Origin of the sequence: Enterococcus sp. DIV0724b (assembly GCF_050531475.1) — a bacterium.
Lineage (GTDB): Bacteria > Bacillota > Bacilli > Lactobacillales > Enterococcaceae > Enterococcus_L > Enterococcus_L haemoperoxidus.
In genome coordinates this window covers 3,243,372-3,258,449 of record NZ_CP172890.1, presented here as the reverse complement: position 1 = coordinate 3,258,449, position 15,078 = coordinate 3,243,372, and the positions used below count along the sequence as shown (strand labels likewise).

At 36.1% G+C, this 15,078-nt stretch carries 13 protein-coding genes; 11 read left to right on the top strand and 2 right to left on the bottom strand.

Going from position 1 to position 15,078, the window contains the following annotated elements; all coding sequences use genetic code 11:
* Positions 1-79: 79 nt before the first annotated feature.
* The 4 genes from IGJ02_RS15135 (at position 80) to IGJ02_RS15120 (ending at position 3,385) form a co-directional block, all read left to right on the top strand.
* Positions 80-799 (top strand): pseudouridine synthase, encoded by a 720-nt coding sequence (locus tag IGJ02_RS15135; RefSeq protein ID WP_430602593.1) that lies wholly within the window; start codon positions 80-82, stop codon positions 797-799.
* Between the two features lie 230 nt (positions 800-1,029).
* Positions 1,030-1,917, top strand: coding sequence for an ABC transporter ATP-binding protein (locus IGJ02_RS15130; protein WP_430602592.1), 888 nt, complete (start codon positions 1,030-1,032; stop codon positions 1,915-1,917).
* Positions 1,914-2,735: an ABC transporter permease subunit gene (locus IGJ02_RS15125; protein ID WP_010762366.1), complete on the top strand. Its 822-nt coding sequence runs from the start codon at positions 1,914-1,916 to the stop codon at positions 2,733-2,735. The genes IGJ02_RS15130 and IGJ02_RS15125 overlap by 4 nt, the downstream gene beginning before the upstream one ends.
* Positions 2,735-3,385, top strand: coding sequence for a TetR/AcrR family transcriptional regulator (locus tag IGJ02_RS15120; RefSeq protein ID WP_430602590.1), 651 nt, complete (start codon positions 2,735-2,737; stop codon positions 3,383-3,385). The genes IGJ02_RS15125 and IGJ02_RS15120 overlap by 1 nt, the downstream gene beginning before the upstream one ends.
* On the opposite strand, the gene IGJ02_RS15115 is transcribed toward IGJ02_RS15120, so the two are convergent.
* Entirely contained in the window at positions 3,386-4,240 is an 855-nt protein-coding gene (locus IGJ02_RS15115) for an NAD(P)H-hydrate dehydratase (protein WP_430602589.1), read from the bottom strand.
* Positions 4,241-4,391: 151 nt separating this feature from the next.
* Between IGJ02_RS15115 and pepV the strand changes: the two genes are divergently transcribed.
* From pepV to IGJ02_RS15080, 7 genes are all read left to right on the top strand, one after another.
* Positions 4,392-5,807, top strand: coding sequence for a dipeptidase PepV (pepV, locus tag IGJ02_RS15110; RefSeq protein ID WP_430602588.1), 1,416 nt, complete (start codon positions 4,392-4,394; stop codon positions 5,805-5,807).
* A 189-nt stretch (positions 5,808-5,996) separates the two neighbouring features.
* Entirely contained in the window at positions 5,997-6,947 is a 951-nt protein-coding gene (locus IGJ02_RS15105) for an ABC transporter ATP-binding protein (RefSeq protein WP_430602587.1), read from the top strand.
* Between the two features lies 1 nt (position 6,948).
* Positions 6,949-8,466, top strand: coding sequence for an ABC transporter permease/substrate-binding protein (locus IGJ02_RS15100; RefSeq protein WP_430602586.1), 1,518 nt, complete (start codon positions 6,949-6,951; stop codon positions 8,464-8,466).
* A 1,760-nt stretch (positions 8,467-10,226) separates the two neighbouring features.
* A complete protein-coding gene (locus tag IGJ02_RS15095) occupies positions 10,227-10,820 on the top strand; it encodes a hypothetical protein (protein ID WP_430602585.1) in 594 nt (197 codons plus the stop codon).
* Between the two features lie 4 nt (positions 10,821-10,824).
* Positions 10,825-11,778, top strand: coding sequence for a Kiwa anti-phage protein KwaB-like domain-containing protein (locus IGJ02_RS15090; RefSeq protein WP_430602584.1), 954 nt, complete (start codon positions 10,825-10,827; stop codon positions 11,776-11,778).
* A 225-nt stretch (positions 11,779-12,003) separates the two neighbouring features.
* Positions 12,004-12,459 (top strand): arginine repressor, encoded by a 456-nt coding sequence (gene argR, locus IGJ02_RS15085; RefSeq protein ID WP_010762378.1) that lies wholly within the window; start codon positions 12,004-12,006, stop codon positions 12,457-12,459.
* 38 nt (positions 12,460-12,497) lie between these two features.
* Positions 12,498-14,018 (top strand): phosphomannomutase/phosphoglucomutase, encoded by a 1,521-nt coding sequence (locus tag IGJ02_RS15080; protein ID WP_430602582.1) that lies wholly within the window; start codon positions 12,498-12,500, stop codon positions 14,016-14,018.
* Positions 14,019-14,065: 47 nt separating this feature from the next.
* Here IGJ02_RS15080 and IGJ02_RS15075 read toward each other — a convergent pair whose 3' ends face one another.
* Positions 14,066-14,926 (bottom strand): RluA family pseudouridine synthase, encoded by an 861-nt coding sequence (locus IGJ02_RS15075; protein WP_430602581.1) that lies wholly within the window; start codon positions 14,924-14,926, stop codon positions 14,066-14,068.
* Between the last annotated feature and the right edge of the window lie 152 nt (positions 14,927-15,078).

The following is a 15,078-nucleotide window of genomic DNA, read 5'->3' as shown; positions in this document are numbered from 1 at the left end:
ATAAAACGAAATCAATAGCGGGACGCAATGTTCCGCTATTTTCGTTAAAATACATACGCTTTTAAAACTGGAGGATCATATGCGTTTAGATAAATTTCTTGCAGAAACTGGAGTTGGCAGTCGGAAAGAAGCCAAACAATTGTTGAAAAAAGGATTAGTCACTGTAAATGAGAAGGTCATCAAAGATGGTAAGACACACATTGATGAAAAGCAGGATAGCATTAAATTTGCTGGAGAAACATTAACCTATCAAAAATATTACTATTATTTGTTGCACAAACCGCAAGGCGTGATCTCAGCAACAGAAGATAAATGGGATCAAACAGTAATAGATATACTAAGAAATGAAGACTATCGCGAAGATCTATTTCCTGTCGGTCGTCTGGATAAGGATACAGAAGGTTTGTTGCTGTTAACGAATGATGGACAACTGGCTCATCAATTATTATCTCCTAAAAAACATGTAGACAAAGAATACTTCGCAAAAGTTCAAGGAGTCGTAACTGAAAAAGATGTACGTCAGTTTGCGGAAGGATTTGCGTTGAACAATAAAGAGCAAGTCAAACCGAGTGAACTAATGATTGAATCAGTAGACGAAACAAGCGAAATCTCAGAAATACGTTTGATTATTCAAGAAGGAAAATTTCATCAAGTAAAACGCATGTTTGAAGCGGTCGATAAAAAAGTACTTTACCTAAAACGGTTGCGAATGGGAACGTTATGGCTAGATGAAGACTTGACCTTAGGTGAATATCGAGCTTTGACTGAAAAAGAGCTTGAAGACCTAAAAGAGACCTAAATAAAAGGTTTTAGCTCCGAGAATTGAGATGATCAGAACGGAGTTTAGTTTGCTTTTTTCTCGCTGTTTATTCGTACAACAATATATAAATTTCCAAAAGGTGCAAGAAAAGACAACAAGAAGCGACTGTTTATTTAAACAATTCCTTCTTGTTGTTTTTTCTTTGACTAGCCAGTCAGTGCAGGTATATACTTCTATTGACTGACTAGTCAATGAGGAGGAATAATAAAATGAATGCTATTGAACTGAAAGGGTTGACCAAGCTATACAAAAAACAAGCAGCTATCGATCAAGTAGATTTATCAGTAGAAAAAGGTGAAATCTACGGTTTTATCGGTCCAAATGGTGCCGGAAAATCAACGACAATCAAAGCCATGCTAAATTTTATCTATCCTGATCAAGGAACAGCTACTTTACTTGGTTTGGATAGCATTAAAGATGTTAAAGAAATTCGTAAGCGTACAGGTTATGTATCAAGCGATGTCCGTTTTTATCCAAATATGACAACAATTGACGTGCTTAAATACGTGGCTGATTTTCACCAACTAAAAAACAGCAAACAGCAAATCGATTATTTTATTGAGTTGTTTGATATAGATGCTCATAAAAAAATGTCCGATCTATCACTAGGAAATAAAAAGAAAATTGCGATTACAGCAGGTATCTTACCAAATCCAGAATTACTGATTTTAGACGAACCTACCAATGGGTTGGACCCATTAATGCAGCACCGTCTATTTGAAGAGTTAGAAAAATACAATAAAAAAGGCATGACAATTTTTTTATCCAGCCATGATTTAAATGAAGTTCAACAACACGCACATCGAGCAGCCTTTATTCGTCAAGGAAAAATCATCACAGTTCAAGATATTACAAAGGAAAAATCATTAGGTAAAGTCATCACATTGATTGGTGATCACATCCCATTGTCGTTATTTGAACAAATGGGTGCTGCTATTTTAAAACACCAAGGAAATGAAACTCGATTATTATACGAAGGTGATTTCCGTAAAGTCCTGCCACTATTGAGTGATACTTCGATTCAAGATTTTACGATCACAAATCCTGAATTAGAAGATCAGTTTATGGCCTTGTATGAAGGAGGAGATGGAAAATGATTACAGCAAAAATCGAAAGTAAGTCGTTAGTAAAGGGGCTGATCATTTGGACTATTTTATTTGCCGTTATTATTTTTGGCTTTAGTGCAGTTTATCCCCAAATGCACAGTTCAGCGATGGAGGATCTTTTGGGCGCTAAATTGAACGGGTTATCTCCATCCTTACTAAAGACGTTCAACATTAGCGTGAGTGGACAAACAAGCTTTTTAGTAGCTACCGGGTTCTTTGGTTACTATTTTCAGTATATGTTTTTAGCAGCATGCATTTATGCTATGATGCTGGGAAGTCAGTCTTTGATCAAAGAAGAGACAGATGGCACGATTGAATTCTTATATGCACAACCTGTAACACGTATTGGGATCGTGACAAGTAAATTTGTGGGAAATGTATTGATTCTAGCTATTTTTTGGTTATTTTCATTTGCAGTTTCTGTAGGTTCAACGCTATTATATCGCCAATCAAGTGATTCTGCTGCAACGATCATCAGAGAAATCAGTAGAATCTATATCCAAGAAAGTTTGATTTTGTTGTTTTTCTTAACACTGGGCTTTTTTGTTTCGACATTTTTAAAATCTAGTAAACAAAGTACCAGTATTTCATTAGGTATTGTGTTTGGGTTTTATTTAATTGGCATTTTTTCAGATTTGAATGACTCATTTAGTTGGGCAAAAAATGTTTCACCCACACATATGGGGATTCCAGGCAACTTGTTGGATAAAGGGTTATCTGTTGGAAATGTGGCTTCATTGAGTGTCCTGCTTATTTTATTTTTAGCTGGAACATATGGAGTTTATCAACGGAAGGATTTGAAAGTCTAGTGAACGAAGTCAAGATCGATCAAAAAAAATACGACCGAATTTTAGAAGCGGCATTAAGCCATTTTGCAAAGTATGGATATCAAAAATCCAGTACGGATCAGATTGCAAACGATGCTGACGTTTCAAAAGGATTGATTTTCCATTATTTTGGTAAAAAACACGTATTATATGAACGAACGATCAGTGCAGTGGTTGATTTTTTAACTGAACAATCAAAGGATTTATTTACGGAAAAGAATCCAGATTTGGTAGAAGTCATAGTTGTATCGATTCAGCATAAAATGAAATTAGAACAAGCTTATCCGAAACATCTTCAATTGTTGAAAGCGGCATATATACAAAAACATCTGCTACCAAAAGGAATCCAAGTTAAGTTAACACAGTATATGGATGGAAATACGAACATCACCTATCCGTTATTAACTAGAATTCTTGGACAATTGCCGATCAAAAAAGGCATTAAAAAACAAGATGTTGTTCAGTTAGTTTTGGGTGTATTTAATCAAATCTCTACTGAAAGTTTGCAGCTTTTGAAAGCTGATCCAGAAGTTACCGAGGTCAAACAAATGGATTTTTTAGCAGAACGAGCAGAGATTTATATGAGGATTTTACAAACAGGATTCCTAGAAAATAAAACAGAGGAAAAATGATTATCGTTTTCCTTCTGTTTTATTGTGTAACTGTTCAAAACGTTTCATGTAATAGGGCAAATTCTTACTGATTTCAGTCGGTAAGACCACGTAATTTTCTTTCCCTAATTCTTCTCCAATGAAACTATGCAAATAAACGGCTGCACAAACGGCCGCTTCTTTTTCTTTAAATTGCGCTAGAAAACTAGCAATCATCCCAGCAAGTGTATCACCCATACCACCAGTTGCCATGGCAGGTGATCCTAAGGGGTTTTTGTATTTTGCGTTGGCGGTATAAATTTCAGTTCGATGGCTTTTTAAAACAATCGTAGCCCCTAGTTTCATTTGCCAAAGTTGGTTATTTTCGACAGTTTGATCAATGATTTTAAGGCCACTTAGACGTTCCCATTCCATTTTATGAGGTGTGAATACAACTTGTTTTGGGTAGTTTAAAGAATAATGATTTTGCGCAAATAAAGTAATAGCAGACCCGTCGATCACAAGCCACTGGGACGATTTTTGCTGTTGTAAGACGTTGTCTAAAATATGTTGACTATGAGTATCTAGCCCTAGACCAGGTCCAATTAAAATGACATCTGCTGTATCAATTAAATCATTGAATTCTTGAGTGAGCGTCCAATCAAGAACCATCGCCTCAGGTAAGCGAGCATGAAGTGCAGTATGATTTTTTTCAGCTGTACTAACAGAAGTTAAGCCACAACCTGCTTTAACGCAAGCTTCTGCACTCATAATGATTGCTCCGCCATACGAGTCATTTCCACCAATCAAAACGGAACGTCCAAAGGTTCCTTTGTGAGAATTTTGTAGGCGAGTCTTGATCACAGCAGTCAAATTTTCTTTTGATAGTTCTTTCATCTGAATATTCTCCTTTCGTGATTTACCTTCAGTATAAAACTGTTTAGAATGAAGCGCAAAATATTACAGAAAAAACTGTTCCCGCCTTTTTCTTTTAAGCCAGTTAGTGGTATGATGGGGAGGTAGAATAATGAATTGGAGTGACTAAAAAATGACAATTGATTGGCAAAAAGAAGTAGACGCACGTAAAGATGCGCTATTAGAAGATTTACAAAATTTATTACGCATCAATAGTGAGCGTGATGATTCAAAAGTAACACCGGATGCACCATTTGGACCAGGACCTGTTGCTGGCTTAAAACATATGTTAGCGTATGGCGAACGTGATGGTTTTGTTGTGAAAAATGTTGATAACTATGCTGGTCATATTGAATACGGCGAAGGCGATGAAACGTTAGGAATTTTCGGACATATGGACGTTGTACCTGCTGGTGACGGCTGGGATACGGATCCTTATGAGCCTGTCATCAAAGACGGTAAAATCTTTGCCCGTGGTTCAAGTGACGACAAAGGCCCAAGTATGGCCGCTTATTATGCATTACGAATCATCAAAGATTTAGGGTTACCATTATCTAAAAAAGTTCGTTTTGTCGTTGGTAGTGACGAAGAAAGCGGCTGGGGCGATATGGATTATTACTTCAAACATGAAGAAACTCCTGATTTCGGTTTCTCTCCAGATGCAGAATTCCCAATCATCAACGGTGAAAAAGGGAATGTCTCTTTATACGCTCGTTTTGGCGGATCAAGCGAAGGCGAATATGTTTTAGAAAGCTTCAATGCTGGTTTACGTGAAAACATGGTTCCAGGTACAGCAACCGCTGTAATCACTGTTCCAACTGCCGAAGTGGCAGAAAAAATGCAAGGCGCATTTAGTGTATTTGTGGATGAAGAGCCGATTTCTGGCGAGTTAGAAGCGAATGGTACAAGTGTAACGATCAAAGTTGTAGGAAAAGGTGCACATGGTGCTAGTCCGCAATCAGGGATCAATGCGGCGACATTCTTAGCAGTATTCCTAAACAGCTATGCATTTGCTGGCGGAGCGAAAGAATTTATTCAAGTTGCAGCAACACTTGTCCATGAAGATTTCTATGGTGAAAAATTAGGCGTAGCTTTTGAAGATGCTAAAATGGGTAAATTAACAATGAACGCTGGTTTATTCGTCTTCAAGAAAGATGCTGAAGAAGGCAACTTTATGAGCTTGAATTTCCGTTACCCTAAAGGAACAACGGCTGCTGATTTAGAAGCTGGTGTGAAAGCTACAGCAGGCGCTATCGGTGCAGAGATCGTTCAAGGCGGACGTAATCAAGAACCGCATTATGTTCCAGCGGATGATCCATTAGTTGAAACATTATTACAAGTTTACGAAGATCATACTGGTCAAAAAGGTCACGAACAAATTATCGGCGGTGGAACATACGGACGTTTACTAAAACGTGGTGTGGCTTACGGCGCAATGTTCCCAGGCTATACAGATACAATGCACCAAGCCAATGAATTTATGGCATTGGATGATTTATTCCGTGCAACAGCCATTTATGCGGATGCGATTTATCGTTTGGCGAAATAAACTTCGCCACGCTAATTTAAAAAAATCAGAAAACCTGACAGACAGTTGTCAGGTTTTTTTCTGTACAATAGAAACAAGTCGTTAGAAACATCGGACATTTTCAAGTATACTTATAAACATACTTAAAAATAATGAAAGATTACCTAAAGATAAATAGCACGTGCACACAAGAAAAAATGAGGTGAACAAATGATTAATTTCCAAAACGTATCAAAAAAATACAACGACCAATTAGTATTGGAAGACTTCGATGTCTCAATTGAGGACGGTGAATTTTTTGTATTAGTAGGTCCAAGTGGGAGCGGAAAAACAACTACTTTAAAAATGATCAATCGCTTGATCGAACCAACAGACGGCGATATCTATTTTAACGAGCAAAGGCTGATCGATTACAATCTAAAAGAGCTACGCTTAACAATCGGCTATGTCCTTCAGCAAATCGCACTATTCCCAAATCTAACAGTTGCTGAAAACATTGAATTGATTCCAGAAATGAAACACTGGAGCAAAGCCAAAAGACGGGAAAGAACGGAAGAATTACTAAGAAAAGTTAGCTTACCGCCTGAAGAATACCTTCATCGAAAACCTGCTGAGTTATCTGGTGGCGAACAACAACGGATCGGAATCTTACGAGCGATCGCAGCCAAACCAGATATTATTTTAATGGACGAACCGTTCAGTGCATTAGATCCAATTTCCAAAGGACAATTACAATTGTTGATCAAAGAGCTGCATAAAGAATTAGCCAGCACTGTTGTTTTTGTGACCCATGATATGAATGAGGCTCTTCTTTTAGGCGATCGGATTTGTGTGATGAAAGACGGTAAAATCGTTCAAACAGATACACCAGAAGCTATCAAAAGTCATCCAGCCAATGAATTTGTGGCGCAGTTCTTTCAACATGAGCATGCCAATTTGGAAAATTATTGTGCAGAGGATTTAGTAGCCGCTGGTTTTGTAGAGGATGGACAAGTAGAGAGTGAAACCACTGTGACTGTAGGAACAGATTTACCAACAGTGATTCGATTACTTGTAGAAGGAAAAACCGTTGTATTAGTCGATGAAGATGGTCCAATCGGTGAAATCACAGATCGAACGATTCTACGCTTTTTAGAGACAAAGATAGAAGGTGATCAATAATATGGGAAAACTGATCGAAACATTTATCGCCCGTAAAGAAGACTTTATTCAAGCGGTCGTCGAACATATCCAACTATCGTTATTGTCATTATTGATTGCGATTCTTATCGCAATTCCGTTAGCAATTCTACTGACGAATTACAAAAAAGTCGCTGAATTTGTTCTGCAAATTACGGGGATTTTCCAAACGATTCCGTCACTCGCTTTATTAGGTTTATTGATTCCAGTTATTGGGATTGGCAGTCCGCCAGCTATTGTGGCGTTAGTGATTTATGCCCTGTTTCCGATTTTGCAAAATACCTATACAGGCTTGACTGAAATCGATCCTTCGTTGGAAGAAGCAGCTGAAGCTTTTGGGATGAATAAACGGGAAAAACTAATCAAGTTTGAGTTGCAGTTAGCGTTACCGTATATTATTTCAGGGATTCGCACAGCAACCGTTATGATCATCGGAACAGCGACACTTGCGGCCTTGATCGGTGCAGGAGGTCTCGGAACATTCATTTTACTCGGGATCGACCGAAACAATGTGTACCTGATCTTGATTGGGGCAATTTCTTCCGCTGTCTTAGCGGTCTTGTTTAACTTTGGAATCCATTTATTGGAAAAAGCCACAGTGAAACGAATTGTAGCCGCATTTATGGTGTTACTTGCTTTATTAGTGGGTTCATTTGTCTATACTCATCAAGAAGCAGAACAAAAAGAAATCACTGTTGCAGGAAAATTAGGTGCAGAACCAGATATCCTGATCAACATGTATAAAGAATTAATTGAAGCAAATAGCGATATCCACGTAAACTTAAAATCAAACTTTGGGAAAACCAGTTTCCTATTTAATGCACTAAAATCTGGTGAAATCGATGTCTACCCTGAATTTACAGGAACCGTACTTGAAACATTTTTGAAGGACAACAAAAATACATCGAATGATCCAAGAGAAGTGTACGAATACGCACGAGATCAAATTAAGAAACAAGAAAATATGGATTATCTCGAACCAATGCGTTATCAAAATACGTATGCGGTGGCAGTCAAACGATCATTTGCAGAAGAGAACGGTCTGAAAACCATTGAAGATCTGAAAAAAGTTGAAAGTCAGTTAAAAGCTGGTTTTACACTAGAATTTATCGATCGTGAAGATGGGTATAAAGGATTGCAAAAATTGTATAACTTGAATTTAGATGTGAAGTCGATGGAACCGTCATTACGCTACCAAGCAATCAATAATGGGGATGTGAATGTGGTAGATGCCTATTCGACTGATAGTGAATTGAAGCAATATGATTTGGTGATTTTAAAAGATAATAAACAGCTATTTCCACCATATCAAGGTGCGCCATTGCTGAAAGCTGAAACGCTTGAGAAATACCCGGAATTAAAAGAATTATTGCAGCCTTTAGTTGGTAAGATCACGGAAGAAGAAATGAGTGAGATGAATTACCAAGTGAATGTGGAGCAAAAAGATCCGGCGACCGTTGCCCATGATTATTTGGTGGAGCATGAGATGTTGGAAAAATAATGGTTGATAGATGAAAAGGCACAACATAGGAGAGCTATCTATCTCTTATGTTGTGTTTTTTATACTTTATAAGGTATAATAAAAAAGAAGGTAATCATCTTTTTTATGATTACAAAAAAGCCAGTGCTACTAACACTGACTTTTTAGTTGAGTTTTGACTAAAGCTCGATAGTTTGTTGCAATGCCACTATCTTACTTTAGCTGAGCAGATAGTGGTCTTTTTTTACTCAAAAATAGAAGTGATAAAGAGTTTGATCCCTTCGATAATATAGTAAGCTACAAGCGTAACTACTATTTTCGAAGCGATATCTTTTAACAAATCTTTCAAGGATCGCTTTTCCTAAGCAATAAAGCAGGACAAAAGCGATAAAGACATATCTTTATGGCATCAACTCCTTTTTCAGAGCTTCAGCCGTTATTCAACTATTTATAGTATATCAAAAATTGCGTCGATATTGTATTAAATATTTTACAAAAATCAAGATGCTAAGTTGCTTTTCAGAGACTTTGTAAGGTATAATTGAGAGTAAGGTGATTGTTAATTATTACGATTACAAAAAAAGCCAGTGCGGAAGCACTGACTCTTTAGTTGATTTTTGACTAAAGCTCGAAAGTGTATAACATCGCCACTATCTTACTTTGGTCGGGCAGATAGTGGTCTTTTTTTACTCAAAAATAGAAGTGACAAAGATTTTAATCACTTCAACAATATAGTAAGCCACAAGCGTGACTACTATTTTCGAAGCGATATCTTTTAACAAATCTTTCAAGGACCGCTGTTCCTATGCAATAAAGCAGGATAAAAGCGATAAAGACATATCTTTATGGCATCAACTCCTTTTTCAGAGCTTCAGCCGTTATTCAACTAGTTATAGTATATCAAAGATTGCGTCGATAGTGTATTAAATATTTTACAAAATAGTAACGAGCAAACAGTCAGCCGTGGAGAATGTTCATCTGATCGAATGCTACAGATTCTGGTAGATAGCATTCTTTCTTACTATACGCATTATTGACTTAGGCAACTTGATTTATCAGTTTGTGCTGATTGTTTTTGGCTTCAAAATGTCAAGTGACCGCTTAACATATTGAGGTGTCGGCTGTTTCCTCGTTACTATCATGGCTACAATAATCTGTCTATAAAAAAGGCTTGCTCCGTCAAAAGTTAGCACAAAATTGGCAGATCATTATAGAAAAGTGAAGTGTGATGAAAGAAGTTAGATTTGCGGTAACTTCCTAAAAACGATTATTCAAATTTCAAAAAATCGTTACTCCACCGTAAGATAGAACGAAAAAAAACGGTTCCGGACACCTGCCGAAACCGCGCTAAGTACAATTAAGAAGCATTGACCTGTTTTTGTCGTTAAACTCAGAACATCAGAAAAAACACTAGTAATTTCATGAAATATTGAGTAAAATAAAAACAGTCAATGAAAATTGACTAAGGGCAACTTGTACGATCAGGTGATGCTGATTGTATAAGGCTCTGTGGGATGACGACCAATCTTCCTGCAGAGTGCCTTTTTATTTTGTCTAGCAGAACGTGATTCGTTTGGCTAGATTTTTTTTCGTTCTATCTCATTCCATTTTAATTTAAGTGAGGTGGAGAGTCAATGGGGGAATGTAAGTTTGTGTGGAAAAAATTATTTATAGTTCGTTATTTAGAGCTAGAAGTCACTTAATATTTAACTTTTTGTTTATATTTATTATGATATAATAAATATGAAACTATATAAAATATTACAAGGGTGGAGATATGGATGAGTAGATTTTGGAAAATGAATTTATTTTTATTTTCAAACATTCCTATTTTTTTTATGGTTATTATTAAAAAAATAGATATTTTTGATAAGGATGGAAAATTACTTGAAAATTTTATTACTTTGAATAATATACTTGTTTTATGCACAGCAAGTCTATTATTTATGAGTATATTAACTTTTTTTTGTTTTAAGAAAAAAATAAATCAGAAGGCTAACAATCACATTCCAATTAAGAATCTCAAAACGTTGAATATCTCCTATTTATCAACTGTAGCATCTTATCTGTTACCGACTTTTTCATTAGATATTGATGGGGTTAGAGGCATACTTATTTTTATAATGACTTTTTTATTAACTATGTACTTATTCAACAAATCTGGTGATTACTATTCCTCATTAATGTTTTATGTAATGAAATTTAATATATATAGTACAGAGATTGAAGAAAATGGAGTGACAAAGGAGATAATTTTACTTTCAAAAAATCCAATAAATGAACTTGAAGGCAAAAAAATTAAAGTAAGATATTTTGAAGAAAATGAGAATATCCAATTTGTATCCCGTGTTCTTATTGAAAAAGGAGTAGAATAAAAGTATGGAGAAACAAGAACTGATTCATGAGATTGAAGAGTATTTTGAGAAATTAAAATTTAGTAAGTTTCATTTTATGTTGAAAGATCCTGAGAAGGTCAAATATGTTGATTTTAAAAATGATGTGGATCATTTAGAAGCGAGTTTTCTTGACGGTCAAAGAAATCATTTTGATTTTATATTAGGAAGTGGACATGATTTAGTAGACTTTATGAGTGCTGATGAACGAAAGCACGCTATTTATTTCATTAATGATTGGCAAAAAGTTTTCCCAGATATCTATAATGTTAAACAAAAACTTATTGAAAGCACATATAAATATGATAATCCAGAGTTTGATGATATAAATTTGATGGCTTCTAGATTTGATACTGATGATGAAGTAAATATGCTAGTAACCTTCAAGCTTATTTCTCCAATGCAGACTGTATATAAGAAAAATACGTTTAAAAAATTTGGAGATAATGGTTACAGAATGAATAAAACAAATTCTTTTCGTATACCTTTGAATTTTGATTTTTTTATTTTTAATAATATACTATATATTTCAGATATAGAAAAATTTGAATGGAAGTATTCTGAAAAATTGGTGGAATTTAGAACTCGAGAAACTAATTCAATGCTTAAAATATTAGAAGAAAAAAATTTTTTATCTAGTTCAACTTGTAATCAATTGAAAGAATATCTTTCGAGAGACCCAAAATTGACTAAGAGCTTTTTAAGAGCCCAACCTCGCCTTATGCATGCGTCTAAGACGGTTAATGAAATCAATGTAGTCAGCTATCTGAGAAATAATTTTTCAGGTTATAATTTGACCGATGAAAAGCAACAAATAAATATAAACACTAAGAAGAAAGCAAAAATTTTTATTCGTCTTCTTGGTGATGAAATGTTGATTTCTGGTTTAACTGGAAACTTATACAAAGTTACAGCATCCAATTTGATTGAATCAAAGTAGGAATAGAATATTTTGTATTCATTCTAAACTTACTTAAGTTTTTATCAGAAATTTTCAGGTATAAAAACCAAAGCTTCGCGTCCGTGATACCAAACGAACGCGAATTTTTTTCATCACATACCCAACTTTTCTCATAATAAAGTAATTTTTACCAAAAAGAAATGCAAATTCCTCCAACTTTCGCTATAATAAAGAAAATAACCAAAACAGGAAGTGTAGCTAAACATGAAAAAAGCAGACCGACAACGGTTGATCAAGCAACTGATCACAGAAAATGAAATAGAAACCCAAGACGACCTGATTGCACTTCTTGAACAATCTGGTGTCAAAGCAACCCAAGCAACTGTTTCAAGAGATGTACGTGAAATGAGCATCGTTAAAACGCACGGTTCAGATGGTCGAGTGAAATACGCTTTATTCTCTCAACAACAAGCATCTAGCAGTGAGGAAAAACTAAAAGAATCTGTGAAAGATTCAGTAATTCGCATGGAACGAGTTCAATTTATGGTCATCGTTCATACAGATATGGGCGCAGCAGATGTTGTCACTAATTTTTTAGATGAAGTCAGTTATGAAGAAATTGCAGGAACGGTCGCAGGTGTTGATACAATCATTATTATTGCTCGTTCGGAAGATGACGCAGTAGCTGTTGTTGAACGTTTTGAAGCAATGATGGATTAAAATAGAACCAATCAAAAAATGAAGGGAGATTTGGTTACATGGATTTGAAAGCGTTACAAAACGGGTCAGATATAAGAGGAATAGCAGTAGAGCATGAGGAAAAAATAGCGAACTTAACACCAGCGCAAGTCGGGAAAATTGCAGTCGGAATGGTTCATTGGCTTCGTGATAAAAAAAACTTAGCTGACAAACAGCAATCGGGAAAATTGAGAATCGGTATCGGTCATGATAGCCGTATTTCAGCAGATAGTTTGAAACAAGTCTTGATCGATAGCTTTTTTGAGCAAAATGTCGAAGTCTTAGACTTTGGTTTAGCGACAACGCCAGCCATGTTTATGGCTACGCAATTTCCGCAATATGATTGTGATGCAGCAATTATGATCACAGCCAGTCATTTGCCTTATTATTTTAATGGCTTAAAGCTGTTCACTAAATCTGGTGGTGCAGAAAAAGCGGACATTGCTTATATCTTAGAACACACTGATGAACCTGCGCTTGTAGCAAAAGGTTCAGTAACCAAATACTCGATTTTAGAAGATTACTCTGCTGATTTAACCGATAAAATTCGTAAAGGCATGAAAACGACAGAAGAAAAACCTTTATCTGGTTTTCATATTATAGTCGATGCTGGTAATGGCGCGGGTGGTTTCTTTGCAGAAAAAGTCTTAGCAAAACTTGGCGCAGACATTACAGGTTCGCAATTTTTAGAACCTGACGGCATGTTCCCTAATCATATTCCTAATCCAGATAATAAAGAAGCGATGGCAAGTATCCAACAAGCTGTTTTGAAAAATAAGGCTGATTTAGGTGTGATTTTTGATACGGATGTAGACCGCTCAGCAGTGGTAGATGCGTCAGGCGAAGTCATCAATCGAAATAATTTGATCGCTGTCTTAGCGACGATTGTCTTGGCTGAATATCCTGGTAGCAGTATTGTGACAAACTCACCAACTTCAAGCCATCTGAAAGAGTTTATCGAGTCAAAAGGTGGCAAACAAGTGCGTTATATTTCTGGTTACCGCAATGTGATCAACAAAATGATTGAACTCAATGATGAGGGAATCGATACCCAATTAGCGATCGAAACAAGTGGACATGCAGCCTTTAAAGAAAACTACTATTTAGATGATGGGGCCTATGTTATCGCTAAAATTCTGATGTTGTTACCTACATTAAAAAAAGAAGGCTCAACACTCGGTGATTTGATCAGTTCATTAAAACAACCAGCAGAAACCCAAGAATTACGTTTTGAAATTTTGGACAGTCATGTCCGTGATTATGGAGAGCAAGTAATTCGAGATTTAAGTGGGTTTGTTTTAAGTCAACGAGGCATGAAAGTCGATCCTGAAAACCATGAAGGGATTCGAGTAAATGTTTATGATGAGTATGGGAGAGGTTGGTTTTTACTGCGGATGAGTTTGCATGAACCATTGTTAGTTTTACAAGTTGAAAATGATCAAGCTGGGATGAATCAAAAGGTTTTAGATGAATTGGCTCTTTTTTTTGAAGGGTATAAACAGTTGGATTTAACTAAACTATACGAAATATTGAAAAAATAATAAACAGCTAGGAAAGAACAAAAAAGTTCTCTCCTAGCTGTTTCAGCTTACCACAGACTTGGCTCAGCAACTGCCATAATCGTTTCTCCAGTAAATGGGTGTGTCAGGTGCAGTTCATAAGCATGAAGCATCAAGCGCCCATTAGGTTTTGGATGATACAAGGGATCACCAATGATTGGATGCCCAATGCTTGCTAGATGTACACGGATTTGATGCGTTCGTCCCGTTTCTAGAACACAATAAATAGTGGTATGGTTCGTCTTTCGATCATAAGTTTCAACCTCAACATGAGTAACAGCACCATCGCCATTTCGTTCATCAATCACTCGTTTTCGTCGATCATGACGATCACGGCCAATTTTTTTTCGAATGGTCATAGACTCTTTTAGAATACCTGAAACGATTGATTGATAGCGCCGATAGATTAGCTTGCTTTCTAGTAATCGGCCTAAAATCGGTAATACAAAAGGGTTTTTAGCAAATAAAATCGCACCACTAGTTTCTTTATCAAGACGATGAACCACATAGGGGATTTGGTTTTTAGGTGCTAAGTATGCGGCTAAATGGTTAAGTAGTGTGTCATTTTCATTTGGTTGATTCGGGTGAGTTTTCATGCCGATCGATTTATTTAAAATAATCAAATGGTCATCTTCAAACAGCACATTCACTTTAGACTCATTCCCCAAAAGAATCGTAGGCATCGGATAGTCTTCTGATTCAAACTGTAAAGTAACAATATCGCCACTTTTCACAGGAAAATGGAATAAAGCGGGCTCTCCATTGATCGAAACATTTTTTCGAGTGCGCAAAAAGTGTCTTACTTTACGAGGAACTAACCATTCTTGTTCAAGCAGTTCTCGGACGGTTTGTTCTTTAAAATTCTTCGGTAACTGGATGGCTAATTCCATTTGTTTTCCACCTTTTCAATAGCGTTCTATTTAGTTTAACAAATGGAAGGATAAGTGCAAGTGGTTAGGTAGAATTAAAGAGACAGTAGTCTATTTTGGAACTGGATTGGTAGAAAGAAATAGCTTTTCTAAAGGGTATTTTTGTATTGTTT